Below are 21,555 nucleotides of genomic sequence, written 5' to 3' on the forward strand. Positions count from 1 at the left end.
TGGTCGTGTAACGCTCTGAAATGGGCGGCCATAGCGGGTGAAAGCCCCGTACACTCATGAGGTTTACAACATGACTATTGGTGTAGTCGGTCGGAAAGCGGGCATGACCCGTATTTTCACCGAAGAAGGTGTCTCCATTCCGGTCACGGTCATTGAGATCGAGCCGAATCGCGTCACCCAGTTCAAAACCGAAGAAACTGATGGCTACCGTGCAGTGCAAGTCACTGTCGGCGAGCGTCGTGCTTCGCGTGTGACCGCCGCTCAGGCAGGCCACTTTGCCAAGGCCAACGTTGCCGCTGGTCGCGGTGTCTGGGAGTTCCGTCTTGAAGAAGGCGATTTCCAGGCTGGCGATCTGATCAAAGCTGAACTCTTCACTGCAGGCCAGCTGGTAGACGTAACCGGTCAGTCCAAAGGTAAAGGCTTCGCCGGTACCATCAAGCGTTGGAACTTCCGTGGTCAAGATAACACCCACGGTAACTCCGTATCGCACCGTGTCCCTGGCTCCATCGGCCAGTGCCAGACTCCTGGTCGTGTATTCAAGGGCAAGAAAATGTCCGGTCACATGGGCGCTGAGCGCGTGACTGTGCAGTCCCTGGAAGTAGTACGCGTAGACGCTGAACGCAACCTGCTGCTGATCAAGGGTGCCGTTCCAGGCGCTACTGGCGGCGACGTGGTTGTGCGTCCAGCTGTCAAGGCTCGCGGGTAAGGGGAAACTGACATGCAACTTAATGTAAATGACGCTCAGGCGATCGAAGTTTCCGAACTGACTTTCGGTGGCGAATTCAACGAGACGCTGGTACACCAAGCAGTCGTGGCCTACATGGCCGGCGGCCGTCAGGGCACCAAGCAGCAGAAGACCCGTTCTGACGTGGCCGGTGGCGGTAAGCGCCCATGGCGTCAGAAAGGTACTGGCCGTGCTCGTGCCGGTACTACCCGTGGTCCGATCTGGCGTGGCGGTGGTGTAACCTTCGCAGCTCGTCCTCAAGATCACTCGCAGAAGCTCAACAAGAAGATGTACCGCGCAGCCCTGCGCTCCATCCTCGCCGAGCTGGTGCGTAGCGACCGTCTGGTCGTGGTTCAGGACTTCGCTGTTGAAGCACCGAAAACCAAAGATCTGCTGAACAAGCTGAACGGCATGGGTCTGAGCGACGTACTGATCGTTTCGGACGCTGTTGATCAGAACCTGTACCTGGCTGCTCGTAACCTGCCGCACGTCGACGTACGTGACGTTCAAGGTTCCGACCCGGTCAGTCTGATCGCATACGAGAAAGTGTTGATCACTGTCTCGGCCGTGAAGAAATTCGAGGAGCTGCTGGGATGAACCAGGAACGCGTATTCAAAGTCCTCCTTGGCCCGCACGTTTCCGAGAAGGCTACCGTTCTGGCTGAGAAAAAAGGCCAGTTCGTATTCAAGGTTGCTACCGATGCAACCAAGCTGGAAATCAAGAAAGCTGTCGAAGGCCTGTTCAACGTAAAAGTTGAAAACGTGTCGACCGTTAACGTTCTGGGTAAAACCAAGCGTACCGCACGTGGTCTGGGCAAGCGTAATGACTGGAAGAAGGCGATCGTCTCCCTTCAGCCAGGCCAAGATCTCGATTTCAGCAGCAGTGCTGAGTAAGGAAGGGGTGCATCATGGCAATCGTTAAATGCAAACCGACTTCCCCTGGCCGCCGTTTCGTGGTCAAGGTGGTCAACAAGGAGCTGCACAAAGGCGCTCCTCACGCACCGCTGATCGAGAAAAAATCGAAGTCTGGTGGTCGTAACAACAATGGCCGCATCACCACGCGTCACGTGGGTGGTGGTCATAAGCAGCACTACCGTCTGGTCGACTTCCGTCGCAACGACAAAGATGGCATCCCAGCCACTGTCGAGCGTATCGAATACGATCCAAACCGTACTGCTCACATCGCCCTGCTGTGCTACGCAGACGGTGAGCGTCGCTACATCATCGCCCCTAAAGGCGTGAGTGCTGGCGACCAGCTGATCGCAGGTGCCCTGGCCCCAATCAAGGCCGGTAACTCCCTGCAACTGCGCAACATTCCAGTAGGTAGCACCATTCACGGCATCGAACTGAAGCCGGGTAAAGGTGCTCAGATCGCTCGTTCCGCTGGTGCTTCGGCTCAGCTGATCGCTCGCGAAGGTGTCTACGTGACCCTGCGTCTGCGCTCTGGTGAAATGCGTAAAGTCCTGGCTGAGTGCCGTGCGACCCTGGGCGAAGTCTCGAACTCCGAGCACAGCCTGCGTTCGCTGGGTAAAGCTGGTGCCAAACGCTGGCGCGGCGTTCGCCCAACCGTTCGTGGTGTTGCCATGAACCCGGTTGACCACCCGCATGGTGGTGGTGAAGGTCGTACCTCCGGTGGTCGTCATCCGGTATCGCCATGGGGCTTCCCAACCAAGGGTGCTAAAACCCGTGGTAATAAGCGTACCGACAACATGATCGTCCGTCGTCGCAAGTAACTAGAGGGATACGACAGTGCCACGTTCTCTGAAAAAAGGTCCTTTTATCGATCTTCACCTGTTGAAGAAGGTCGAAGTGGCGGTGGAGAAGAACGATCGCAAGCCAGTTAAAACCTGGTCGCGCCGTTCGATGATCCTGCCACAAATGGTCGGTCTGACCATCGCGGTACACAACGGTCGCCAACACGTCCCAGTTCTCGTGAACGAAGACATGGTCGGCCACAAACTGGGCGAGTTCGCCGGTACCCGCACCTACCGCGGGCACGTGGCTGACAAGAAAGCCAAGCGTTAAGGGGTAAGGAAATGGAAGTAGCCGCTAAGTTGTCGGGCGCTCGCATCTCCGCCCAGAAAGCCCGCTTGGTCGCCGACCAGATCCGCGGGAAGAAGGTGGGCGAAGCGCTCAACCTGTTGGCCTTCAGCAGCAAAAAAGCCGCTGAAATCATGAAGAAAGTCCTCGAGTCGGCCGTTGCCAACGCCGAACACAACGAAGGCGCAGACGTTGATGACCTGAAGGTCTCTACCGTCTTCGTCAACGAAGGGCGTTCGCTGAAGCGCATCATGCCACGTGCCAAAGGCCGTGCTGATCGCATCGTCAAGCGGTCTTGCCATATCACTGTCAAGGTTGCGGACAAGTAACGGAGTCGATCAGATGGGTCAGAAAGTACATCCCACTGGCATTCGCCTGGGAATCGTCAAGGAGCACACCTCCGTCTGGTACGCAGACGGCGCGACTTACGCAGATTACCTGCTGAAGGATCTGCAAACTCGCGAGTACCTCCAAGACAAACTAAAAAGCGCGTCCGTTAGCCGTATCGATATTCATCGCCCGGCTCAAACTGCACGCATCACCATCCACACCGCTCGTCCCGGTATCGTTATCGGCAAGAAAGGTGAAGATGTTGAGAAGCTGCGTCAGGACCTGACCAAGCAGATGGGTGTGCCTGTGCACATCAACATCGAAGAGATCCGCAAGCCGGAACTCGACGCCATGCTGGTTGCTCAGAGCGTAGCCCAGCAGCTGGAACGCCGCGTAATGTTCCGTCGCGCCATGAAGCGCGCCGTGCAGAACGCCATGCGTATTGGTGCCAAGGGCATCAAGATCCAGGTGAGCGGTCGTCTCGGCGGCGCCGAGATCGCACGTACCGAGTGGTATCGCGAAGGTCGTGTGCCCCTGCACACCCTGCGTGCCGATATCGACTACAACACCTACGAAGCTCACACCACCTACGGTGTGATCGGTGTGAAGGTTTGGATCTTCAAAGGCGAAGTTATTGGTGGTCGCCAGGAAGAGCTGAAGCCGCAAGCACCAGCGCCTCGTAAAAAAGCTGCTAAGTAAGGGGTACGCCAAATGTTGCAACCAAAGCGTACAAAATTCCGCAAGCAGATGACCGGCCACAACCGTGGTCTGGCACTGCGCGGTAGCAAGGTCAGCTTCGGCGAGTTCGCTCTGAAAGCTGTCGCCCGCGGTCGTCTCACCGCTCGCCAGATCGAGTCGGCACGTCGTGCCCTGACCCGTCACGTTAAGCGTGGCGGCAAGATCTGGATCCGTGTGTTCCCGGACAAGCCGGTTACCAAGAAGCCTCTCGAAGTGCGGATGGGTAAAGGTAAGGGTTCCGTGGAATACTGGGTTGCCCAGATTCAGCCAGGCAAAGTCCTGTACGAGATCGAGGGTGTTTCTGAAGAGCTGGCGCGCGAAGCTTTCGCCCTGGCTGCTGCAAAGCTGCCACTCGCCACCTCCTTTGTTAAGCGGACGGTGATGTGATGAAAGCGAATGAACTTCGTGAAAAATCCGCACAGCAACTGAATGAGCAACTGCTCGGCTTGCTGCGCGACCAGTTCAATCTGCGCATGCAGAAAGCAACTGGCCAGTTGGGGCAGTCGCACCTGCTCTCGCAAGTTAAGCGTGACATCGCTCGCGTGAAAACTGTGCTCAACCAGCAGGCAGGTAAGTGATCATGGCTGAAGCTGAAAAAACCGTCCGTACGCTGACTGGCCGTGTCGTCAGCGACAAAATGGACAAGACCATCACCGTTCTGATCGAGCGTCGCGTAAAGCACCCGATCTACGGTAAATACGTTAAGCGTTCGACTAAGCTGCACGCGCACGACGAAGCCAACCAGTGCAAGATCGGCGACAAGGTTTCCATCCGTGAAACCCGTCCGCTGGCCAAGACCAAGTCCTGGGCACTGGTTGAAGTCCTCGAACGCGCTGTTGAAGTCTAAGGGCTAGGGGTCGGAGAAATTTTATGATTCAGACTCAATCCATGCTCGATGTGGCCGATAACAGCGGCGCTCGTCGCGTCATGTGCATCAAGGTGCTCGGCGGTTCCCACCGTCGTTACGCCGGTATCGGTGACATCATCAAAGTTACCGTCAAGGAAGCAATTCCTCGCGGTAAGGTCAAAAAAGGCCAGGTGATGACCGCTGTTGTCGTCCGTACCCGTCACGGTGTACGTCGCGCTGACGGTTCCATCATTCGTTTCGACGGCAACGCTGCTGTTCTGCTGAACACCAAGCAAGAGCCGATCGGTACTCGCATCTTCGGGCCAGTGACCCGTGAACTTCGTACCGAGAAGTTCATGAAGATCGTTTCGCTCGCCCCTGAAGTGCTCTAAGGAGATCCGACATGCAAAAGATTCGTCGTGACGACGAGATCATCGTGATCGCCGGCAAAGACAAGGGTAAGCGCGGTAAGGTGCTGAAGGTTCTGGCTGATGACCGTCTGGTCATCGGTGGCGTGAACCTGGTCAAGCGTCATACCAAGCCTAACCCGATGGCGGGCGTTCAGGGCGGTATCGTCGAAAAAGAAGCGCCACTGCACGCTTCCAACGTTGCCATCTTCAACAGCGAAACCAACAAGGCTGACCGCGTTGGCTTCAAAGTAGAAGAAGGCAAGAAAATTCGTGTCTTCAAGTCGACCCAAAAAGCGGTTGATGCTTGAACACTGCTAGGTAGAAGACCATGGCACGACTGAAAGAGATTTACCGGAACGAAATCGCTCCCAAGCTTAAGGAAGAACTTAAGCTGTCGAACGTGATGGAAGTTCCGCGCGTTACCAAAATCACCCTGAACATGGGTCTGGGCGAAGCGATCGGCGACAAGAAAGTCATCGAGCACGCTGTTGCCGACCTGGAAAAGATCACCGGTCAAAAGCCGGTCGTGACTTTCGCTCGTAAATCCATCGCGGGCTTCAAAGTCCGTGAAGGCTGGCCGATCGGCGTCAAGGTGACCCTGCGTAGCGACAAGATGTACGAATTCCTGGACCGCCTGCTGGCGATCTCCCTGCCTCGGGTTCGCGACTTCCGCGGCCTGAATGCCAAGTCCTTCGATGGTCGTGGCAACTACAGCATGGGCGTGAAAGAGCAGATCATCTTCCCGGAAATCGACTACGACAAGATCGATGCTCTGCGCGGTTTGGACATCACCCTGACCACCACTGCTCGTTCGGACGACGAAGGCCGCGCTCTGCTGCGTGCTTTCAAGTTCCCGTTCCGCAACTGATTGGAGTAGGAAAATGGCCAAGAAGAGCATGAAGAACCGCGAGCTGAAGCGTCAGCTCACGGTAGCCAAGTACGCCAAAAAGCGTGCCGAGCTGAAAGCGACCATCGTCAACCTGAACGCCTCTCCAGAAGAGCGTTTCGCTGCCGTTGTCGCCCTGCAGAAGCAACCACGTGACGCCAGCGCTTCGCGCATGCGTAACCGTTGCCGCATCACCGGTCGTCCGCACGGCGTGTACCGCAAGTTCGGCCTCGGCCGTAACAAGCTGCGCGAAGCCGCCATGCGTGGTGACGTGCCGGGTCTGGTCAAGGCCAGCTGGTAATCCCGGTTGGCGTGACCGCCGGTGGAAGGGGAGCGATCTTCCGACCGCCGGTGACCTCGCATTGAAACAAGCCCCTATATGGGGCTTGTTTCGTTTCTGCCTTGTGTCTAGAATGACCGGCTCACCTGAGCCCGGGTTTTTTGCCCTGCCTGTTCGGGTGGTTGTGATAGCCGCAAGGCTAATAATTCTTGTATCAGGAGCATCTAGCCCATGAGTATGCAGGACCCGTTAGCGGACATGCTAACTCGCATCCGTAATGCCCAGATGGCTGAAAAGTCTGTCGTAAGCATGCCTTCTTCTACCCTGAAGGTCGCGGTTGCCAAAGTACTGAAAGACGAAGGCTACATCGCTGGCTACGAAGTCAACGGCGAAGCCAAGCCTTCGCTGTCGATCGAACTGAAGTACTTCGAAGGCCGTCCGGTCATCGAGGAACTGAAGCGTACCAGCCGTCCTGGCCTGCGCCAGTACAAGGCCGTCACTGAGCTGCCGAAAGTACGTGGCGGCCTGGGCGTGTCTATCGTCTCCACCAACAAAGGTGTGATGACTGACCGCGCTGCGCGCGCTGCCGGTGTCGGCGGCGAAGTTCTGTGCACAGTGTTCTAAGGGGAGATAGGCATGTCTCGCGTCGCTAAGAACCCCGTTAAGCTGCCAGCAGGCGTCGAAGTCAAATTCGCCGGTCAGCAGCTTTCGGTGAAGGGTGCCAAGGGCACTCTCGAACTGAACGTTCACTCGTCTGTTGAAGTTACCGAAGAGTCTGGTGAGCTGCGTTTCGTCGCTCGCAACGGTGACCAGCAAGCTCGCGCCATGGCCGGTACCACCCGCGCCCTGGTGAACAACATGGTCCAAGGCGTAAGCCAAGGCTTCGAGCGCAAGCTCCAGCTGGTCGGTGTTGGTTACAAAGCTCAGGCCAAAGGCACCGTCCTGAACCTGGCTCTGGGCTTCTCGCACCCAGTGGATTACGAACTGCCAGCCGGTATCACCGCTGAAACCCCAAGCCAGACCGACATCCTGATCAAGGGTATCGACAAGCAGCTGGTGGGTCAGGTGGCCGCTGAAGTCCGCGGTTTCCGTCCGCCAGAGCCTTACAAGGGCAAGGGTGTGCGTTACGCGGACGAAGTAGTCCGTCGTAAAGAAGCCAAGAAGAAGTAGGGCCTAGCAAATGACCGACAAAAAAGTTATTCGACTGCGTCGCGCTCGCAAAGCACGCCTGAAAATGCACGAGCTCGAAGCCGTGCGTCTGTGCGTGTTCCGCTCCTCGCAGCACATCTATGCCCAGGTCATTTCGGCCGACGGCAGCAAGGTTCTGGCAAGCGCCTCTACCTTGGACAAAGAACTGCGTGATGGCGCCACTGGCAACATCGACGCGGCCACTAAGGTTGGCAAGCTGGTAGCTGAGCGCGCGAAAGCCGCCGGTGTATCTCAAGTTGCCTTTGACCGTTCCGGCTTCAAGTACCATGGCCGCGTCAAAGCGCTGGCTGATGCTGCTCGTGAAGGCGGGCTGGAGTTCTAAGTTATGGCAAATAACGATCAAAAGCGCGACGAAGGCTACATCGAGAAGCTGGTTCAAGTTAACCGCGTAGCCAAAACCGTTAAAGGCGGCCGTATCTTCACCTTCACCGCGCTGACCGTGGTAGGTGATGGCAAGGGTCGTGTTGGCTTTGGCCGTGGCAAATCGCGCGAAGTACCTGCCGCGATCCAGAAAGCCATGGAAGCTGCTCGTCGCAACATGATTCAGGTTGACCTGAAGGGCACCACCCTGCAGTACGCCACCAAGGCCGCCCACGGCGCCTCGAAGGTCTACATGCAGCCTGCCTCGGAAGGTACCGGTATCATCGCCGGCGGCGCAATGCGTGCCGTCCTGGAAGTTGCTGGTGTTCAGAACGTCCTGGCCAAGTGCTACGGTTCGACCAACCCGGTGAACGTGGTTCACGCCACCTTCAAGGGTCTGAAAGCCATGCAATCCCCTGAGTCCATTGCTGCCAAGCGCGGCAAGACTGTTGAGGAGATCCGCTGATCATGGCAACCGTCAAAGTTACGCTGATCAAGAGCGTCTCGGGCCGTATCCCTAACCACAAGCTGTGCGTGAAGGGTCTGGGTCTGCGTCGTATCGGTCACACTGTAGAAGTCCAGGATACTCCCGAGAATCGCGGGATGATCAACAAGGCTTACTACATGCTGAAGGTCGAGGGTTAATCAATGAAACTCAATGATCTGAGTCCAGCGCCGGGTTCCCGTCGCGAGAAGCACCGTCCGGGCCGTGGTATCGGTAGCGGTCTGGGCAAGACTGGTGGCCGTGGTCACAAAGGTCAGACTTCCCGTTCCGGTGGCTCCATCGCTCCAGGCTTCGAAGGCGGTCAACAGCCGCTGCACCGTCGCCTGCCGAAGTTCGGCTTCGTTTCCCTGAAAGCCATGGACCGCGCCGAAGTGCGTCTGTCCGAGCTGGCCAAGGTGGAAGGCGATCTGATCACCGTTCAGTCCCTGAAGGACGCCAACGTGATCGGCCAGCACGTACAGCGTGTGAAAATCATGCTGTCGGGCGAAGTCACTCGCGCAGTCACCCTCAAGGGTATCGCCGTCACCAAAGGTGCACGTGCGGCTATCGAAGCAGCTGGCGGCAAGTTCGAGGAATAAATGGCTAAGCAAGGTGCTCTCTCTTCGCTCGGTAAGGGCGGGATGTCGGAACTCTGGGCTCGTCTGCGTTTTCTGTTCATGGCGATCATCGTCTATCGGATTGGCGCGCACATCCCGGTACCAGGCATTAACCCGGACCGTCTCGCGGATCTGTTCCGGCAGAATGAGGGGACCATTCTTAGCTTGTTCAACATGTTTTCCGGCGGCGCGCTGGAGCGCATGAGCATCTTTGCACTGGGGATCATGCCGTACATCTCGGCATCGATCATCATGCAGCTCATGACCGCTGTCAGCCCGCAGCTGGAGCAGTTGAAGAAGGAAGGTGAAGCTGGCCGTCGCAAGATCAGCCAGTACACCCGCTACGGCACCGTTATCCTGGCGCTGGTTCAAGCCATTGGCATGTCCATTGGCCTGGCCAACCAGGGCGTGGCGTTTTCTGTTGGCCTCGGCTTCCATGTCGTCGCCGTCTCCACCTTCGTGGCGGGCGCGATGTTCATGATGTGGCTGGGTGAGCAGATCACCGAGCGCGGTGTGGGCAACGGTATCTCGATGTTGATCTTCGCAGGTATCGTTGCCGGTCTTCCGAGAGCAATCGGGCAGTCTTTCGAGTCTGCACGCACAGGCGATATCAACATCTTCGCCCTGGTCGCAATCGGTTTGCTGGCAGTAGCGATTATCGGCTTCGTGGTGTTCATCGAGCGTGGTCAGCGTCGTATCGCCGTTCACTACGCCAAGCGTCAGCAGGGCCGCAAGGTCTTCGCTGCGCAGACCAGCCACCTGCCGCTGAAAGTGAACATGGCGGGCGTAATTCCGGCCATTTTCGCGAGCAGCATCTTGCTGTTCCCGGCTTCGCTGGGTGCCTGGTTCGGTCAGTCTGAAGGTATGGGCTGGCTGCAGGACATCTCGCAGTCGATCGCTCCTGGTCAGCCGTTGAACATTCTGCTGTTTAGTGCAGGGATTATTTTCTTCTGCTTCTTCTACACAGCGTTGATGTTCAACCCGAAAGACGTAGCGGAAAACCTGAAGAAGTCCGGTGCCTTTATTCCGGGTATCCGTCCTGGTGAGCAGTCGGCGCGCTACATTGATGGCGTTCTGACCCGTTTGACCATGTTCGGTGCTCTTTACATGATGGCCGTGTGCCTTCTGCCCCAGTTCCTGGTGGTAGCAGCAAACGTGCCGTTCTACCTTGGCGGGACCTCGTTGCTGATTGTGGTAGTGGTTGTGATGGACTTCATGTCCCAAGTACAATCGCACCTCGTTTCGCACCAGTACGAATCCCTGATGAAGAAAGCCAACCTGAAAGGCTACGGCGGCAGCGGTCTGCTGCGCTGATTTAGCCCCTTAAGGTTCGAGGAGTCGGTAATGAAAGTTCGTGCATCGGTGAAAAAGCTGTGCCGCAACTGCAAGATCATTCGTCGCGAAGGTATCGTGCGCGTGATCTGCAGCGCGGAACCGCGTCACAAGCAGCGCCAAGGCTGAGTGTGATCCGCGCTTCAAACCCAGCAGCTAGTGTGCTGCTGGGTTGATTATTCGTTTCTACAGCGATATTATCTCGCGCCCTATTTCTTGGCTTCCGGGGCGTAGGTAGCTGTCAATTGGAGTCCCACTGAATGGCCCGTATTGCAGGCGTCAACATTCCAGATAACAAGCATACTGTTATCTCGCTGACCTACATCTATGGTGTCGGTCGCACAACTGCACAGAAGATCTGTGCGGATGCTGGTGTAAACCCAGCCGCTAAGATCAAGGATCTGAGCGACGAGCAAATCGAAACCCTGCGTGGCGAAGTCGCGAAGTTCACCACCGAAGGTGACCTGCGCCGTGACATCAACATGAAGATCAAGCGCTTGATGGACCTGGGTTGCTACCGCGGCCTGCGTCATCGTAAAGGTCTGCCGGTTCGCGGTCAGCGCACCAAGACCAACGCACGCACCCGTAAGGGCCCGCGTAAGCCGATCCGCAAGTAATCGCCCAGGAATATAGACATGGCAAAACCTGCTGCTCGTCCTCGTAAAAAAATCAAAAAGACAGTGGTTGATGGCATCGCCCACATCCATGCGTCTTTCAACAACACCATCGTGACCATCACCGACCGTCAGGGCAACGCACTGTCCTGGGCTACTTCCGGTGGTTCGGGTTTCCGTGGTTCGCGCAAATCCACTCCGTTCGCAGCACAGATCGCTGCTGAGCGTGCTGGTCAAGCTGCGCTGGAATACGGTCTGAAGAACCTCGACGTGAACGTCAAGGGTCCAGGTCCAGGTCGTGAGTCCGCCGTTCGTGCACTGAACAGCTGCGGCTACAAGATCGCCAGCATCACCGACGTGACGCCAATCCCGCATAACGGGTGCCGTCCGCCGAAGAAGCGTCGCGTGTAATCAGGAGACAGATAAATGGCACGTTACATTGGTCCAAAATGCAAACTGTCTCGCCGTGAAGGCACTGACCTGTTCCTGAAGAGCGGCGTTCGCGCTCTGGAATCGAAGTGCAACATCGAAGCAGCCCCAGGTATCCACGGCCAGCGCCGTGGCCGTCAGTCCGACTACGGTACCCAGCTGCGCGAGAAACAAAAAGTCCGTCGTATCTACGGTGTTCTGGAGCGTCAGTTCCGCGGTTACTACCAAGCTGCTGCCTCGAAAAAAGGCGCAACCGGTGAGAACCTGCTGCAACTGCTCGAGTGCCGTCTGGATAACGTCGTTTACCGTATGGGCTTCGGCTCGACTCGTTCCGAGTCCCGTCAGCTGGTTTCGCACAAAGCGATCAGCGTCAACGGTAAGACTGTAAACATTCCATCCTACCAAGTTCGTCCGGGTGACGTGGTCTCGGTTCGCGAGAAGTCGCTGAACCAGCTGCGCATTGTTCAAGCCCTTGAACTGTGCGCCCAGCGTGGCCGCGTTGAGTGGGTTGATGTGGATGCTGCTAAAAAGTCGGGCGTTTTCAAGAACGTTCCTGCTCGCAGCGACCTGTCCGCCGACATCAACGAAAACCTGATTGTCGAGCTCTACTCCAAGTAAGGGCTAGAAAATAGGTGCATCCATGCAGATTTCGGTAAATGAGTTTCTGACACCCCGTCACATCGACGTGCAGGTTGTCAGTCCAACCCGCGCCAAGATCACGCTCGAGCCTCTCGAGCGTGGCTTCGGCCATACCCTGGGCAACGCGCTGCGCCGCATCCTGTTGTCCTCCATGCCTGGCTGTGCAGTAGTCGAGGCCGAGATCGATGGCGTACTCCACGAGTACTCCGCGATCGAAGGTGTACAGGAAGACGTCATTGAAATCCTGTTGAACCTGAAAGGCCTGGCTATCAAACTGCACGGTCGTGACGAAGTTACGCTGACCTTGTCGAAAAAGGGTTCGGGGGTGGTTACCGCTGCCGATATTCAGCTGGATCACGATGTCGAGATCGTCAACCCCGATCACGTAATCGCGAACCTGGCGTCCAACGGCGCCCTGAACATGAAGCTCACTGTAGCTCGTGGTCGCGGTTACGAGCCGGCCGACTCCCGTCAGACTGACGAAGACGAAAGCCGCAGCATTGGCCGTCTCCAGCTGGACGCCTCGTTCAGCCCGGTGCGTCGTATCGCCTACGTGGTCGAGAACGCCCGTGTTGAGCAGCGTACCAACCTGGACAAGCTGGTCATCGATCTGGAAACCAACGGTACCCTGGATCCTGAAGAGGCTATCCGTCGTGCCGCGACCATCCTGCAACAGCAGCTGGCCGCGTTCGTCGACCTCAAAGGTGACAGCGAGCCGGTTGTGGTCGAGCAGGAAGACGAGATCGATCCGATCCTGCTGCGCCCGGTTGACGACCTGGAACTGACTGTACGTTCGGCCAACTGCCTCAAGGCGGAGAACATCTACTACATCGGCGACCTGATTCAGCGTACCGAAGTAGAGCTGTTGAAGACTCCTAACCTGGGCAAGAAGTCCCTGACTGAAATCAAGGACGTCCTGGCCTCCCGTGGTCTGTCTCTCGGCATGCGCCTCGACAACTGGCCGCCTGCAAGCCTTAAGAAAGACGACAAGGCGACTGCCTGATCGTCGTAATCACCGAACGTTGTGTTTGGTAAGGAATGAATCATGCGTCATCGTAAAAGTGGACGTCACCTGAGCCGTACTAGCTCTCACCGCAAAGCTATGTTCCAGAACATGGCTGTGTCGCTGATCGAGCACGAGCTGATCAAAACCACCCTGCCGAAAGCCAAGGAACTGCGCCGCGTTGCCGAGCCGCTGATCACCCTGGCCAAGGAAGACAGCGTTGCCAACCGTCGTCTGGCCTTCGACCGTACCCGTTCGAAGTCCGCCGTTGGCAAACTGTTCAACGACCTGGGCAAGCGTTACGCCACCCGTCAGGGCGGCTACCTGCGCATCCTGAAGTGCGGTTTCCGCGCTGGCGACAACGCGCCTATGGCGTACGTCGAGCTGGTTGATCGTCCGGTCGGTGGTGCTGTAGAAGCTGCCGAGTAAGACGTTCTGTCTGCTACAAGAAACCGGGCCTAGGCCCGGTTTTTTGTTGTCTGGTGAATTGTTATTTTCTATTGATATAAGTCACTTAATGAATTTGTCCTTGTGACCTCGCTCGACAATACTCTCCTCAAGCCGATTAGCCGGCAATTCAAGACCGATCAGGAGAGCCCATGAGCAAGATTCTCACTACCGCCAGCGGTGCACCCGTAGCCGACAACCAGAACTCCCGTTCCGCAGGCCCTCGTGGCCCGCTGCTGCTCGACGACTTCCACCTGCTCGAGAAGCTTGCCCACTTCAACCGCGAGAACATCCCGGAGCGTCGCGTGCACGCCAAGGGCTCCGGCGCCTACGGTACCTTCACCGTCACCCGCGATATCACCGAGCTCACCAGTGCCAAGCTGTTCGACAGCATCGGCAAGCAGACCGAAACGTTCCTGCGGTTCTCCACCGTGGGCGGCGAACGCGGCTCTGCGGATACCGAACGCGACCCGCGTGGTTTTGCGGTTAAGTTCTACACCGAGGAAGGCAACTGGGACATTGTTGGCAACAACACTCCCGTGTTCTTCATTCGCGACCCGCTGAAGTTCCCTGACTTCATCCACACCCAGAAGCGCCACCCGCAGACCAACCTGAAGAACGCGCAAATGATGTGGGACTTCTGGTCGCATTCGCCCGAGGCACTGCACCAGGTCACCATCCTGTTCTCCGATCGCGGCATTCCCGATGGCTACCGCCACATGCACGGCTTCGGCAGCCACACCTACAGCCTGATCAACGCCCAGGGCGAGCGGAGCTGGGTCAAATGGCACTTCAAGACCCAGCAAGGCATCAAGAACCTGGCGCCGGCTGATGCCGCCCGTCTGGCCGGGAGCGACCCGGACTACGCCCAGCGTGACCTGTTCGAGGCCATCGAGCGCGGCGATTTCCCGCGTTGGACCGTGTGCATCCAGGTGATGAGCGAGGCCGAGGCGGCCAGCCGTGACGAAAACCCGTTCGATGTGACCAAGACCTGGTCGCAGAAGGACTACCCGTTGATCGAAGTCGGTGTGCTGGAGCTCAACCGCAACCCGCTCAACTACTTCGCCGAGGTTGAGCAGGCGGCGTTCGGGCCCAGCAACATGGTCCCCGGGGTTGGCCTGTCGCCAGACCGCATGCTGCAGGGGCGTGTGTTCGCCTATGCCGATGCGCATCGCTACCGCGTAGGCACCAACCACCAGCAACTGCCGGTCAATGCGCCGCGCAGCCCGGTGAACAGCTACCAACGCGACGGCTCCATGGCCATCGGCGCATACGGCGGCGCTCCTAACTACGAGCCCAACAGCCATGCAAGCGCGCCGAAGCAATCGCCGCGGCATGCCGAGCCCGCACTGGCCCTAAACGGCTCGGCGGATCGTTACGATCACCGTGAGGACAACGATTACTACAGCCACGCCGGGGCACTGTTCCGTCTGATGAGCGATGAGCAGAAGGCGCTGTTGATCAACAACATCGCCGGGACCATGGCCGGTGTCAGCGACGATGTCATCCAGCGTCAGCTGCAGTACTTCTACAAGGCTGATCCGGCCTACGGCGAAGGGATTGCCAAGGCATTGGGCGTGAATCTCGGCTAAGTCGAAGTGATAAGAAGAACCGCCCTCATTTGGGCGGTTTTTCAATGAATATCACTACTGTTTAGCCGATTTTTTGCTTCTAATTGCGCGTTTTTCAGTGACCGCGAGCAAAACCTGGTTCACACTAGCCCTATTGACGTATTCACACGGAGAAGCAGGGCGATGCAAGGTCACCCGGACGTAATCAACTATCTCGTCACGTTGCTGAAGGGCGAACTGGCAGCACGCGATCAGTACTTCATTCACTCGCGCATGTACGAAGACTGGGGCCTGACCAAGCTCTATGAACGTATCAACCACGAGATGGAAGAAGAGACGCAGCACGCCGATGCCCTGATGCGCCGTATCCTCATGCTCGAAGGTACTCCGGACATGCGCGCCGACGACCTGGAAGTGGGCAGCACCGTGCCGGAGATGATCGAGGCCGACCTCAAGCTCGAGTACAAGGTACGTGCCGCGCTGTGCAAGGGCATCGAGCTGTGCGAACTGCACAAGGACTACATCAGCCGCGACATCCTGCGCGCGCAGCTGGCCGACACCGAAGAAGATCATACCTACTGGCTGGAGAAGCAGCAGGGTCTGATCAAGGCGATCGGCCTGGAGAACTACCTGCAGTCGCAGATGTAAGTTATCCACAGCCCTACGAAAAAGCCCCTGGCACCGACGGTACCAGGGGCTTTTTCATGTCAGCGACTCCACTCAGGCCCGGTCACGCTCCAGCAGTGGCTTGAGGTAGTGGCCGGTGTACGACTGCTTCATCTTGCTCAGCTCTTCTGGCGTGCCACAGGCAATGATCTGGCCGCCTTTGGACCCACCTTCCGGCCCCAAATCCACCAGCCAGTCGGCGGTCTTGATCACATCCAGGTTGTGCTCGATGACCACCACGGTGTTGCCGTGGTCACGCAGGCGGTGCAGCACGTCCAGCAGTTGCTGGATATCGGCGAAGTGCAGGCCGGTGGTCGGCTCGTCGAGGATGTACAGGGTCTTGCCTGTGTCGCGCTTGGACAGCTCGCGGGACAGCTTGACCCGCTGCGCTTCGCCGCCCGACAGCGTGGTCGCCGATTGCCCCAGCTTGATGTACGACAGGCCCACATCCATCAGGGTCTGCAGCTTGCGCGCCAGGGCCGGCACCGCGTCGAAGAACTCGCGGGCATCCTCGATGGTCATTTCCAGCACCTCGTGGATGTTCTTGCCCTTGTACTTGATCTCCAGGGTTTCGCGGTTGTAGCGCTTGCTCTTGCACACGTCGCACGGCACGTAGATGTCCGGCAGGAAGTGCATCTCCACCTTGATCAGGCCGTCGCCCTGGCAGGCCTCGCAGCGCCCACCCTTGACGTTGAACGAGAAGCGCCCTGGGCCGTATCCGCGCGAACGCGATTCCGGCACGCCAGCGAACAGCTCGCGGATCGGCGTGAAGATGCCGGTGTAGGTAGCCGGGTTCGACCGTGGCGTACGGCCGATCGGGCTCTGGTCGATATCGACCACCTTGTCCAGGTGCTGCAGGCCATCGACGCTGGCGTGCGGCGCCGCTTCCAGGCTGCTTGCCCCGTTTAGCGCAGTAGCGGCCAGGGGGAACAGGGTGTTGTTGATCAGCGTCGATTTGCCCGAGCCGGACACACCGGTCACGCAGGTCAGCAGGCCGATCGGCACTTCCAGGTCGACGTTCTGCAGGTTGTTGCCGCGCGCGCCCTTGAGTTTGAGCGACAGCTTCTTGTTGCGCGGGGTGCGCTTGGCCGGCACGACGATCTTCTTGCGTCCGGACAGGTATTTGCCAGTCAGCGAGTCGGGATGCGCCATCACCTCCTCGGGTGAGCCCTCGGCGACGATCTGCCCGCCATGCACGCCAGCGCCCGGGCCGATGTCCACCACGTAGTCGGCCAGGCGGATGGCGTCCTCGTCGTGCTCGACCACGATCACCGTGTTACCCAGGTCGCGCAGGTGGTTGAGCGTTGCCAGCAAGCGGTCGTTATCGCGCTGGTGCAGGCCGATCGAGGGCTCGTCGAGGATGTACATCACGCCCACCAGGCCTGCGCCGATCTGGCTGGCCAGGCGGATACGCTGGGCCTCGCCGCCAGACAGGGTATCGGCGCTGCGGTCCAGGGTCAGATAGTCGAGGCCGACGTTGACCAGGAACTGCAGACGCTCGCAGATCTCCTTGAGAATCTTCGCCGCGATCTCGCCACGTCTACCGGTGAGGCTCAGCGCGCCGAAGTAATTGCTGGCTTCGCCGATCGGCAGGTTGGTCACTGCCGGCAGGGTCTTCTCACCCACCCAGACATGGCGTGCTTCGCGGCGCAGGCGGGTGCCGCGGCAATCAGGGCAGGGCTGGGTGCCGAGGAACTTGGCCAGCTCTTCACGCACGGTGGCCGACTCGGTCTCGCGATAGCGACGCTCAAGGTTTGGCACGATGCCTTCGAACGGGTGCGAGCGCTTGACGATGTCGCCTCGGTCGTTGAGGTACTTGAAGTCGACACTCTGTTTGCCGCTGCCGTTCAGAATCACCTTCTGGTGCTCGGCGGACAGCTCGCCGAACGGTTCCTCCAGGCTGAAGCCGTAATGCGCGGCCAGCGAGCCGAGCATCTGGAAGTAATAGACGTTGCGCCGGTCCCAGCCGCGAATCGCGCCTTCGGCCAAGGTCAGCTCAGCGTTGACCAGGCGCTTGGTGTCGAAAAACTGCTTGACCCCCAGGCCATCGCAGGTCGGGCAGGCGCCAGCCGGGTTGTTGAAGGAGAACAGCTTCGGCTCCAGCTCGCTGATCGCGTGGCCGCACACCGGGCAGGCGAAGCGCGCCGAGAAGATCACTTCTTCGCCTTCCTCGTCGTCCATCGGCGCTACCAGGGCGATGCCGTCGGCCAGCTTGAGCGCGGTCTCGAAGGACTCGGCCAGGCGCTGCTGCAGGTCGGCGCGGACCTTGAAGCGGTCTACCACCACATCAATGCTGTGTTTCTTCTGTTTGTCGAGCTTGGGCAACTCGTCGAGCTCGTACAGCTTGCCGTTGACCCGGGCGCGTACGAAACCCTGGGCGCGCAGCTCGTCGAACACCGCCAGGTGCTCACCCTTGCGCTCGCGGATAACCGGCGCCAACAGCATCAGCTTGCTGCCTTCGGGCTTTTCCAGCACCAGGTCGACCATCTGGCTGATCGTTTGCGCCTCAAGCGGGATGTCATGGTCCGGGCAGCGTGGGGTGCCGACGCGGGCATAGAGCAGGCGCAGGTAGTCGTAGATCTCGGTGATGGTGCCGACGGTCGAGCGCGGGTTGTGCGAGGTCGACTTCTGCTCGATGGAGATGGCCGGCGACAATCCTTCGATGGTGTCGACGTCGGGTTTTTCCATCATCGACAGGAACTGCCGGGCATAGGCCGACAGCGACTCGACATAGCGGCGCTGGCCTTCGGCGTACAGCGTGTCGAACGCCAGCGAGGACTTGCCGGACCCGGACAGGCCGGTGATCACGATCAGTTTGTCCCGGGGCAGGGTCAGGTCGATGTTCTTCAGGTTGTGGGTACGCGCCCCACGGATCAGGATCTTGTCCACTACGGCCTCGCTCGGCGGGCATAAACAAAGCAGTATACGGCGCGCTGCCAGTACGCGGCAAAGCGTCGCGTATATGCCGTCAAGGCGTCGGACTGATAGAATCGCCGCCGGTTCACACGAGGTTAATCCATGCACGACACCCACAACGAGCGCATGAGTGGCAGCGAAACCCGCGCCGCGAGCGGCCTGGCCCTGGTCTTTGCCTTTCGTATGCTGGGCATGTTCATGGTGCTGCCGGTGCTCGCCACCTACGGCATGGACCTGGCCGGCGCCACGCCTGCACTGATCGGCCTGGCCATCGGCGCCTATGGTCTGACGCAAGCGGTGCTGCAGATTCCGTTCGGGGTGATTTCCGACCGCATCGGTCGCCGGCCAGTGATCTATGTGGGGCTGGTGATCTTCGCCCTGGGCAGTGTGCTGGCGGCCCAGGCCGACTCGATCTGGGGGGTTATCGCCGGGCGCATCCTGCAGGGCGCGGGGGCGATTTCTGCGGCGGTCATGGCGCTGTTGTCCGACCTGACCCGCGAACAGCACCGGACCAAGGCCATGGCCATGATCGGCATGAGCATCGGCTTGTCGTTCGCCGTGGCGATGGTGGTCGGCCCGCTGTTGACCCGCGCCTTTGGTTTGTCAGGATTGTTCCTGGCCACTGCAGGACTTGCCCTCGTCGGCATCGCGCTGATCGCTTTCGTCGTGCCCAGCTCGCACAGTGTGCTGAGTCATCGCGAGTCCGGTGTCGCCCGTCAGGCCCTCGGCCCGACCCTGCGCAATCCGGACCTTCTACGCCTGGACATCAGTATTTTCGTGCTGCACGCGATCCTGATGGCCAGCTTCGTGGCGCTGCCGCTGGCCTTCGTCGAGCGCGGCGGGCTGCCCAAGGAGCAGCACTGGTGGGTGTACCTGACCGCGCTGCTGGTTTCATTTTTTGCAATGATCCCCTTCATCATCTACGGGGAAAAGAAGCGCAAGATGAAACGCGTGTTGCTCGGCGCGGTCAGTGTCCTGCTGCTGGTGGAGGTGTTCTTCTGGCAGTGGGCTGACAACTTGCGCGGACTGGTGATCGGCACCGTGGTATTCTTTACTGCATTCAACCTGCTGGAGGCATCCTTGCCTTCGCTGGTCAGCAAGGTGTCGCCTGCCGGCGGCAAGGGCACGGCGATGGGGGTCTACTCCACCAGCCAGTTCCTTGGCGCGGCACTGGGTGGCATCCTCGGTGGCTGGTTGTTCCAGCACGGTGGCTTGAGCATGGTGTTCCTCGGCTGCGCTGGCTTGTGCGCCTTCTGGCTGCTGACGGCGTTGCGCATGAACGAGCCGCCGTACGTGACCAGCCTGCGCATGCCGCTGACGCCGGAAGCGGTCCGGGAAGCCGGGCTGATCGAGCGCCTGATGGCCGTGCCGGGTGTGACCGACGCTGTGGTGGTGGCAGAAGAAGCCGCCATCTATATCAAACTGGATACGAAAATTTTGGACCGTGCGACCCTCGAGCGTCTGGTGAACCCAGCCTCTTCGGCGTGCGAAGCCTAGGAGAACGTTATGGCCCGTGGGGTTAACAAAGTCATTCTGGTCGGTACTTGCGGTCAGGATCCCGAAGTCCGCTACCTGCCCAACGGTAACGCCGTGACCAACCTGAGCCTGGCCACCAGCGAGCAGTGGACCGACAAGCAGTCGGGCCAGAAGGTCGAGCGCACCGAGTGGCACCGTGTCTCGCTGTTCGGCAAGGTCGCCGAAATCGCCGGCGAATACCTGCGCAAGGGTTCGCAGTGCTACATCGAGGGCAAGCTGCAGACCCGCGAGTGGGAAAAGGACGGCATCAAGCGCTACACCACCGAGATCATCGTCGACATCAACGGCACCATGCAGCTGCTCGGCGGTCGTCCGCAGGGCCAGCAGGGCGGTGGCGACCAGTACAACCAGGGTGGTGGCAACAACTACAACCAGGGCGGTCAGCAGCAACAGTACAACCAGGCCCCACGCCAGCAGGCCCAGCGCCCGCAACAAGCGCCGCAGCGCCCAGCGCCGCAACAGCCGGCTCCGCAGCCTGCCGCTGACTTCGACAGCTTCGACGACGATATTCCGTTCTGATCCTTTCCTGTGGGCACTAGGTACCACAGGTGAACGGAGCTGTGACAAGAAACCCGCTTCAGGCATGAAGCGGGTTTCTTTTTGCCAGTCAGTTTTCTTCGAGCGCCGCCTGGGCAAATTGTGCATCAAGCTCTGGTGTTGCTCCGCTGACGCCTATACCGCCGATATGCCTGCCGTTCACATCCATAATTGGCAACCCGCCTTCCAGCAAAGTGAAACCGGGCAGCGAAGCGTAGGGATTGGCTGGCAACCCAGCGCTGCGTTCACCCAGTGAACGGGATGAAAGTGGAAAGCGCGCAGATGTAGCGGCTTTGAGCTGCGCTACCTGGACACTACCGCTGCTGGTGCCGTCCATGCGGTGGAAATGCTTCAGGTTGCCGTGGTTGTCGACGATGCTGATGACGATGGCGAAGCCTTGGGCACGGGCGGCCTGCTCGGCGGCATCGGCCATCGCCCGTGCCCGCTCGGCGGTGATCTGCAGGTGAGCGGCGGGTGGGTTGTGATCACTATTGGCGGTTGCCACTACCATCGGTTGAACAAGCACCGAGATGCCGATCAGGAGATTGCCCAAGAGATATTTCATGTCCATTCCTGTGAGCCTCATCCATGTGTGGCGCGTCAACTTAACAGGCACTGGATATGTCGGGATGTAGTCCATTTCCGTTTGTGATGTGGGCCTGGCGATTTAATGATGCATGGTCGCTCTCAAATGCCTTCGTTGGCTTCAGCGTCCAGGTGTGGCGGAGCTTTTCGTCTCAAGGTTTCCCAAGCATCCACGGCTTGTTCTTCGCTGTTAGACTATCCAAACGAATAAGTCTCATGAGTAAGGCTATTTAGTCTTATTACTTATACTAATAAAGTCACTCGGCTAATGATTTTCGAATTCCTGTGTTTGTGGAATGAATGAAAGTCTGTGCGTAGGGTTTATCCAAGCTGCTGGAGTGGGTAGGATTTGAATG

Annotated in this window: 33 protein-coding genes; 31 read left to right on the forward strand and 2 right to left on the reverse strand. The window is 58.7% G+C overall.

The window, feature by feature from the left end; all coding sequences use genetic code 11:
* The first annotated feature begins 70 nt into the window (after window positions 1–70).
* The 29 genes from rplC to bfr all read left to right on the forward strand — a co-directional run bounded on the left by rplC (window position 71) and on the right by bfr (window position 15,607).
* Window positions 71–706, forward strand: coding sequence for a 50S ribosomal protein L3 (rplC, locus tag ACZ9C1_RS20995; protein ID WP_011531887.1), 636 nt, complete (start codon window positions 71–73; stop codon window positions 704–706).
* Window positions 707–718: 12 nt separating this feature from the next.
* Window positions 719–1,321, forward strand: a complete 603-nt coding sequence (gene rplD, locus ACZ9C1_RS21000) for a 50S ribosomal protein L4 (RefSeq protein WP_003255485.1) — start codon at window positions 719–721, stop codon at window positions 1,319–1,321.
* A complete protein-coding gene (gene rplW / locus ACZ9C1_RS21005) occupies window positions 1,318–1,617 on the forward strand; it encodes a 50S ribosomal protein L23 (RefSeq protein ID WP_003255484.1) in 300 nt (99 codons plus the stop codon). Before rplD ends, rplW begins: the two co-directional genes overlap by 4 nt.
* 14 nt (window positions 1,618–1,631) lie before the next feature.
* Window positions 1,632–2,456: a 50S ribosomal protein L2 gene (gene rplB, locus ACZ9C1_RS21010; RefSeq protein WP_003255483.1), complete on the forward strand. Its 825-nt coding sequence runs from the start codon at window positions 1,632–1,634 to the stop codon at window positions 2,454–2,456.
* Between the two features lie 16 nt (window positions 2,457–2,472).
* Window positions 2,473–2,748 carry a 30S ribosomal protein S19 gene (rpsS, locus tag ACZ9C1_RS21015; RefSeq protein WP_003255482.1) on the forward strand — a complete coding sequence of 92 codons (276 nt, stop codon included), beginning with the start codon at window positions 2,473–2,475 and terminating at the stop codon, window positions 2,746–2,748.
* Window positions 2,749–2,759: 11 nt separating this feature from the next.
* Entirely contained in the window at window positions 2,760–3,092 is a 333-nt protein-coding gene (gene rplV / locus ACZ9C1_RS21020) for a 50S ribosomal protein L22 (RefSeq protein WP_003103908.1), read from the forward strand.
* Between the two features lie 13 nt (window positions 3,093–3,105).
* Window positions 3,106–3,792, forward strand: coding sequence for a 30S ribosomal protein S3 (rpsC, locus tag ACZ9C1_RS21025; RefSeq protein ID WP_011531889.1), 687 nt, complete (start codon window positions 3,106–3,108; stop codon window positions 3,790–3,792).
* Window positions 3,793–3,804: 12 nt separating this feature from the next.
* On the forward strand, window positions 3,805–4,218 hold the full coding sequence (gene rplP / locus ACZ9C1_RS21030) for a 50S ribosomal protein L16 (RefSeq protein ID WP_009397508.1): 414 nt from the start codon (window positions 3,805–3,807) through the stop codon (window positions 4,216–4,218).
* On the forward strand, window positions 4,218–4,409 hold the full coding sequence (rpmC, locus tag ACZ9C1_RS21035) for a 50S ribosomal protein L29 (RefSeq protein ID WP_002555481.1): 192 nt from the start codon (window positions 4,218–4,220) through the stop codon (window positions 4,407–4,409). Before rplP ends, rpmC begins: the two co-directional genes overlap by 1 nt.
* 2 nt (window positions 4,410–4,411) lie before the next feature.
* Entirely contained in the window at window positions 4,412–4,678 is a 267-nt protein-coding gene (rpsQ, locus tag ACZ9C1_RS21040; RefSeq protein WP_003255478.1) for a 30S ribosomal protein S17, read from the forward strand.
* A gap of 23 nt (window positions 4,679–4,701) precedes the next feature.
* Window positions 4,702–5,070: a 50S ribosomal protein L14 gene (gene rplN / locus ACZ9C1_RS21045; protein WP_008089810.1), complete on the forward strand. Its 369-nt coding sequence runs from the start codon at window positions 4,702–4,704 to the stop codon at window positions 5,068–5,070.
* An 11-nt stretch (window positions 5,071–5,081) separates the two neighbouring features.
* Window positions 5,082–5,396: a 50S ribosomal protein L24 gene (rplX, locus tag ACZ9C1_RS21050; protein ID WP_023629180.1), complete on the forward strand. Its 315-nt coding sequence runs from the start codon at window positions 5,082–5,084 to the stop codon at window positions 5,394–5,396.
* Between the two features lie 20 nt (window positions 5,397–5,416).
* A complete protein-coding gene (rplE, locus tag ACZ9C1_RS21055) occupies window positions 5,417–5,956 on the forward strand; it encodes a 50S ribosomal protein L5 (protein ID WP_003255474.1) in 540 nt (179 codons plus the stop codon).
* A 13-nt stretch (window positions 5,957–5,969) separates the two neighbouring features.
* Window positions 5,970–6,275 (forward strand): 30S ribosomal protein S14, encoded by a 306-nt coding sequence (rpsN, locus tag ACZ9C1_RS21060; protein WP_023629181.1) that lies wholly within the window; start codon window positions 5,970–5,972, stop codon window positions 6,273–6,275.
* Between the two features lie 210 nt (window positions 6,276–6,485).
* Window positions 6,486–6,878, forward strand: coding sequence for a 30S ribosomal protein S8 (rpsH, locus tag ACZ9C1_RS21065; RefSeq protein WP_046857345.1), 393 nt, complete (start codon window positions 6,486–6,488; stop codon window positions 6,876–6,878).
* A gap of 12 nt (window positions 6,879–6,890) precedes the next feature.
* On the forward strand, window positions 6,891–7,424 hold the full coding sequence (gene rplF, locus ACZ9C1_RS21070; protein ID WP_046857344.1) for a 50S ribosomal protein L6: 534 nt from the start codon (window positions 6,891–6,893) through the stop codon (window positions 7,422–7,424).
* 10 nt (window positions 7,425–7,434) lie between these two features.
* Window positions 7,435–7,785: a 50S ribosomal protein L18 gene (gene rplR / locus ACZ9C1_RS21075; RefSeq protein WP_023629183.1), complete on the forward strand. Its 351-nt coding sequence runs from the start codon at window positions 7,435–7,437 to the stop codon at window positions 7,783–7,785.
* 3 nt (window positions 7,786–7,788) lie between these two features.
* Window positions 7,789–8,289 carry a 30S ribosomal protein S5 gene (rpsE, locus tag ACZ9C1_RS21080; RefSeq protein ID WP_046857343.1) on the forward strand — a complete coding sequence of 167 codons (501 nt, stop codon included), beginning with the start codon at window positions 7,789–7,791 and terminating at the stop codon, window positions 8,287–8,289.
* 2 nt (window positions 8,290–8,291) lie between these two features.
* Window positions 8,292–8,468 carry a 50S ribosomal protein L30 gene (gene rpmD / locus ACZ9C1_RS21085; RefSeq protein WP_011531895.1) on the forward strand — a complete coding sequence of 59 codons (177 nt, stop codon included), beginning with the start codon at window positions 8,292–8,294 and terminating at the stop codon, window positions 8,466–8,468.
* Between the two features lie 3 nt (window positions 8,469–8,471).
* Window positions 8,472–8,906, forward strand: a complete 435-nt coding sequence (rplO, locus tag ACZ9C1_RS21090) for a 50S ribosomal protein L15 (RefSeq protein ID WP_011531896.1) — start codon at window positions 8,472–8,474, stop codon at window positions 8,904–8,906.
* Window positions 8,907–10,238 carry a preprotein translocase subunit SecY gene (gene secY, locus ACZ9C1_RS21095; protein WP_003257108.1) on the forward strand — a complete coding sequence of 444 codons (1,332 nt, stop codon included), beginning with the start codon at window positions 8,907–8,909 and terminating at the stop codon, window positions 10,236–10,238. It abuts the gene before it with no gap.
* Between the two features lie 30 nt (window positions 10,239–10,268).
* On the forward strand, window positions 10,269–10,385 hold the full coding sequence (rpmJ, locus tag ACZ9C1_RS21100; protein ID WP_011531897.1) for a 50S ribosomal protein L36: 117 nt from the start codon (window positions 10,269–10,271) through the stop codon (window positions 10,383–10,385).
* A gap of 131 nt (window positions 10,386–10,516) precedes the next feature.
* Complete coding sequence (rpsM, locus tag ACZ9C1_RS21105) at window positions 10,517–10,873, forward strand: 30S ribosomal protein S13 (RefSeq protein WP_003255457.1); 357 nt, start codon at window positions 10,517–10,519, stop codon at window positions 10,871–10,873.
* A gap of 18 nt (window positions 10,874–10,891) precedes the next feature.
* Window positions 10,892–11,281 carry a 30S ribosomal protein S11 gene (rpsK, locus tag ACZ9C1_RS21110; protein ID WP_012270237.1) on the forward strand — a complete coding sequence of 130 codons (390 nt, stop codon included), beginning with the start codon at window positions 10,892–10,894 and terminating at the stop codon, window positions 11,279–11,281.
* A gap of 15 nt (window positions 11,282–11,296) precedes the next feature.
* Complete coding sequence (gene rpsD, locus ACZ9C1_RS21115) at window positions 11,297–11,917, forward strand: 30S ribosomal protein S4 (protein WP_023629185.1); 621 nt, start codon at window positions 11,297–11,299, stop codon at window positions 11,915–11,917.
* Between the two features lie 22 nt (window positions 11,918–11,939).
* Window positions 11,940–12,941, forward strand: a complete 1,002-nt coding sequence (locus ACZ9C1_RS21120; RefSeq protein WP_003255452.1) for a DNA-directed RNA polymerase subunit alpha — start codon at window positions 11,940–11,942, stop codon at window positions 12,939–12,941.
* A 42-nt stretch (window positions 12,942–12,983) separates the two neighbouring features.
* On the forward strand, window positions 12,984–13,370 hold the full coding sequence (gene rplQ / locus ACZ9C1_RS21125; protein ID WP_003255451.1) for a 50S ribosomal protein L17: 387 nt from the start codon (window positions 12,984–12,986) through the stop codon (window positions 13,368–13,370).
* 170 nt (window positions 13,371–13,540) lie between these two features.
* On the forward strand, window positions 13,541–14,980 hold the full coding sequence (locus ACZ9C1_RS21130) for a catalase (protein ID WP_139668117.1): 1,440 nt from the start codon (window positions 13,541–13,543) through the stop codon (window positions 14,978–14,980).
* A gap of 162 nt (window positions 14,981–15,142) precedes the next feature.
* The gene (gene bfr / locus ACZ9C1_RS21135) at window positions 15,143–15,607 is read left to right on the forward strand and encodes a bacterioferritin (RefSeq protein WP_028690240.1); all 465 of its coding nucleotides are present in this window, start codon (window positions 15,143–15,145) and stop codon (window positions 15,605–15,607) included.
* Between the two features lie 72 nt (window positions 15,608–15,679).
* Here bfr and uvrA read toward each other — a convergent pair whose 3' ends face one another.
* Window positions 15,680–18,514 (reverse strand): excinuclease ABC subunit UvrA, encoded by a 2,835-nt coding sequence (uvrA, locus tag ACZ9C1_RS21140; protein ID WP_173862457.1) that lies wholly within the window; start codon window positions 18,512–18,514, stop codon window positions 15,680–15,682.
* Window positions 18,515–18,643: 129 nt separating this feature from the next.
* Here uvrA and ACZ9C1_RS21145 point away from each other — a divergent pair, with 129 nt between their 5' ends.
* Together ACZ9C1_RS21145 and ACZ9C1_RS21150 are read left to right on the forward strand one after the other, a co-directional pair.
* Entirely contained in the window at window positions 18,644–20,038 is a 1,395-nt protein-coding gene (locus tag ACZ9C1_RS21145) for an MFS transporter (protein WP_139668119.1), read from the forward strand.
* A gap of 9 nt (window positions 20,039–20,047) precedes the next feature.
* Window positions 20,048–20,596: a single-stranded DNA-binding protein gene (locus ACZ9C1_RS21150; protein ID WP_023629920.1), complete on the forward strand. Its 549-nt coding sequence runs from the start codon at window positions 20,048–20,050 to the stop codon at window positions 20,594–20,596.
* Between the two features lie 88 nt (window positions 20,597–20,684).
* On the opposite strand, the gene ACZ9C1_RS21155 is transcribed toward ACZ9C1_RS21150, so the two are convergent.
* Window positions 20,685–21,179 carry a GlcG/HbpS family heme-binding protein gene (locus ACZ9C1_RS21155; protein WP_256659220.1) on the reverse strand — a complete coding sequence of 165 codons (495 nt, stop codon included), beginning with the start codon at window positions 21,177–21,179 and terminating at the stop codon, window positions 20,685–20,687.
* Window positions 21,180–21,555 lie beyond the last annotated feature (376 nt).

It is taken from the genome of Pseudomonas sp. TE21435 (genome assembly GCF_056279265.1).

Excerpts from the sequence above, each read along its gene's own strand:
- rplC (WP_011531887.1), top strand. The coding sequence starts at position 71 with ATGACTATTGGTGTAGTCGGTCGGAAAGCGGGCATGACCCGTATTTTC.
- rplD (WP_003255485.1), top strand. The coding sequence starts at position 719 with ATGCAACTTAATGTAAATGACGCTCAGGCGATCGAAGTTTCCGAACTG.
- rplW (WP_003255484.1), top strand. The coding sequence starts at position 1,318 with ATGAACCAGGAACGCGTATTCAAAGTCCTCCTTGGCCCGCACGTTTCC.
- rplB (WP_003255483.1), top strand. The coding sequence starts at position 1,632 with ATGGCAATCGTTAAATGCAAACCGACTTCCCCTGGCCGCCGTTTCGTG.
- rplV (WP_003103908.1), top strand. The coding sequence starts at position 2,760 with ATGGAAGTAGCCGCTAAGTTGTCGGGCGCTCGCATCTCCGCCCAGAAA.
- rpsC (WP_011531889.1), top strand. The coding sequence starts at position 3,106 with ATGGGTCAGAAAGTACATCCCACTGGCATTCGCCTGGGAATCGTCAAG.
- rplP (WP_009397508.1), top strand. The coding sequence starts at position 3,805 with ATGTTGCAACCAAAGCGTACAAAATTCCGCAAGCAGATGACCGGCCAC.
- rpmC (WP_002555481.1), top strand. The coding sequence starts at position 4,218 with ATGAAAGCGAATGAACTTCGTGAAAAATCCGCACAGCAACTGAATGAG.
- rpsQ (WP_003255478.1), top strand. The coding sequence starts at position 4,412 with ATGGCTGAAGCTGAAAAAACCGTCCGTACGCTGACTGGCCGTGTCGTC.
- rplN (WP_008089810.1), top strand. The coding sequence starts at position 4,702 with ATGATTCAGACTCAATCCATGCTCGATGTGGCCGATAACAGCGGCGCT.
- rplX (WP_023629180.1), top strand. The coding sequence starts at position 5,082 with ATGCAAAAGATTCGTCGTGACGACGAGATCATCGTGATCGCCGGCAAA.
- rplE (WP_003255474.1), top strand. The coding sequence starts at position 5,417 with ATGGCACGACTGAAAGAGATTTACCGGAACGAAATCGCTCCCAAGCTT.
- rpsN (WP_023629181.1), top strand. The coding sequence starts at position 5,970 with ATGGCCAAGAAGAGCATGAAGAACCGCGAGCTGAAGCGTCAGCTCACG.
- rpsH (WP_046857345.1), top strand. The coding sequence starts at position 6,486 with ATGAGTATGCAGGACCCGTTAGCGGACATGCTAACTCGCATCCGTAAT.
- rplF (WP_046857344.1), top strand. The coding sequence starts at position 6,891 with ATGTCTCGCGTCGCTAAGAACCCCGTTAAGCTGCCAGCAGGCGTCGAA.
- rplR (WP_023629183.1), top strand. The coding sequence starts at position 7,435 with ATGACCGACAAAAAAGTTATTCGACTGCGTCGCGCTCGCAAAGCACGC.
- rpsE (WP_046857343.1), top strand. The coding sequence starts at position 7,789 with ATGGCAAATAACGATCAAAAGCGCGACGAAGGCTACATCGAGAAGCTG.
- rpmD (WP_011531895.1), top strand. The coding sequence starts at position 8,292 with ATGGCAACCGTCAAAGTTACGCTGATCAAGAGCGTCTCGGGCCGTATC.
- rplO (WP_011531896.1), top strand. The coding sequence starts at position 8,472 with ATGAAACTCAATGATCTGAGTCCAGCGCCGGGTTCCCGTCGCGAGAAG.
- secY (WP_003257108.1), top strand. The coding sequence starts at position 8,907 with ATGGCTAAGCAAGGTGCTCTCTCTTCGCTCGGTAAGGGCGGGATGTCG.
- rpmJ (WP_011531897.1), top strand. The coding sequence starts at position 10,269 with ATGAAAGTTCGTGCATCGGTGAAAAAGCTGTGCCGCAACTGCAAGATC.
- rpsM (WP_003255457.1), top strand. The coding sequence starts at position 10,517 with ATGGCCCGTATTGCAGGCGTCAACATTCCAGATAACAAGCATACTGTT.
- rpsK (WP_012270237.1), top strand. The coding sequence starts at position 10,892 with ATGGCAAAACCTGCTGCTCGTCCTCGTAAAAAAATCAAAAAGACAGTG.
- rpsD (WP_023629185.1), top strand. The coding sequence starts at position 11,297 with ATGGCACGTTACATTGGTCCAAAATGCAAACTGTCTCGCCGTGAAGGC.
- ACZ9C1_RS21120 (WP_003255452.1), top strand. The coding sequence starts at position 11,940 with ATGCAGATTTCGGTAAATGAGTTTCTGACACCCCGTCACATCGACGTG.
- rplQ (WP_003255451.1), top strand. The coding sequence starts at position 12,984 with ATGCGTCATCGTAAAAGTGGACGTCACCTGAGCCGTACTAGCTCTCAC.
- ACZ9C1_RS21130 (WP_139668117.1), top strand. The coding sequence starts at position 13,541 with ATGAGCAAGATTCTCACTACCGCCAGCGGTGCACCCGTAGCCGACAAC.
- bfr (WP_028690240.1), top strand. The coding sequence starts at position 15,143 with ATGCAAGGTCACCCGGACGTAATCAACTATCTCGTCACGTTGCTGAAG.
- ACZ9C1_RS21145 (WP_139668119.1), top strand. The coding sequence starts at position 18,644 with ATGCACGACACCCACAACGAGCGCATGAGTGGCAGCGAAACCCGCGCC.
- ACZ9C1_RS21150 (WP_023629920.1), top strand. The coding sequence starts at position 20,048 with ATGGCCCGTGGGGTTAACAAAGTCATTCTGGTCGGTACTTGCGGTCAG.
- ACZ9C1_RS21155 (WP_256659220.1), bottom strand. The coding sequence starts at position 21,179 with ATGAAATATCTCTTGGGCAATCTCCTGATCGGCATCTCGGTGCTTGTT.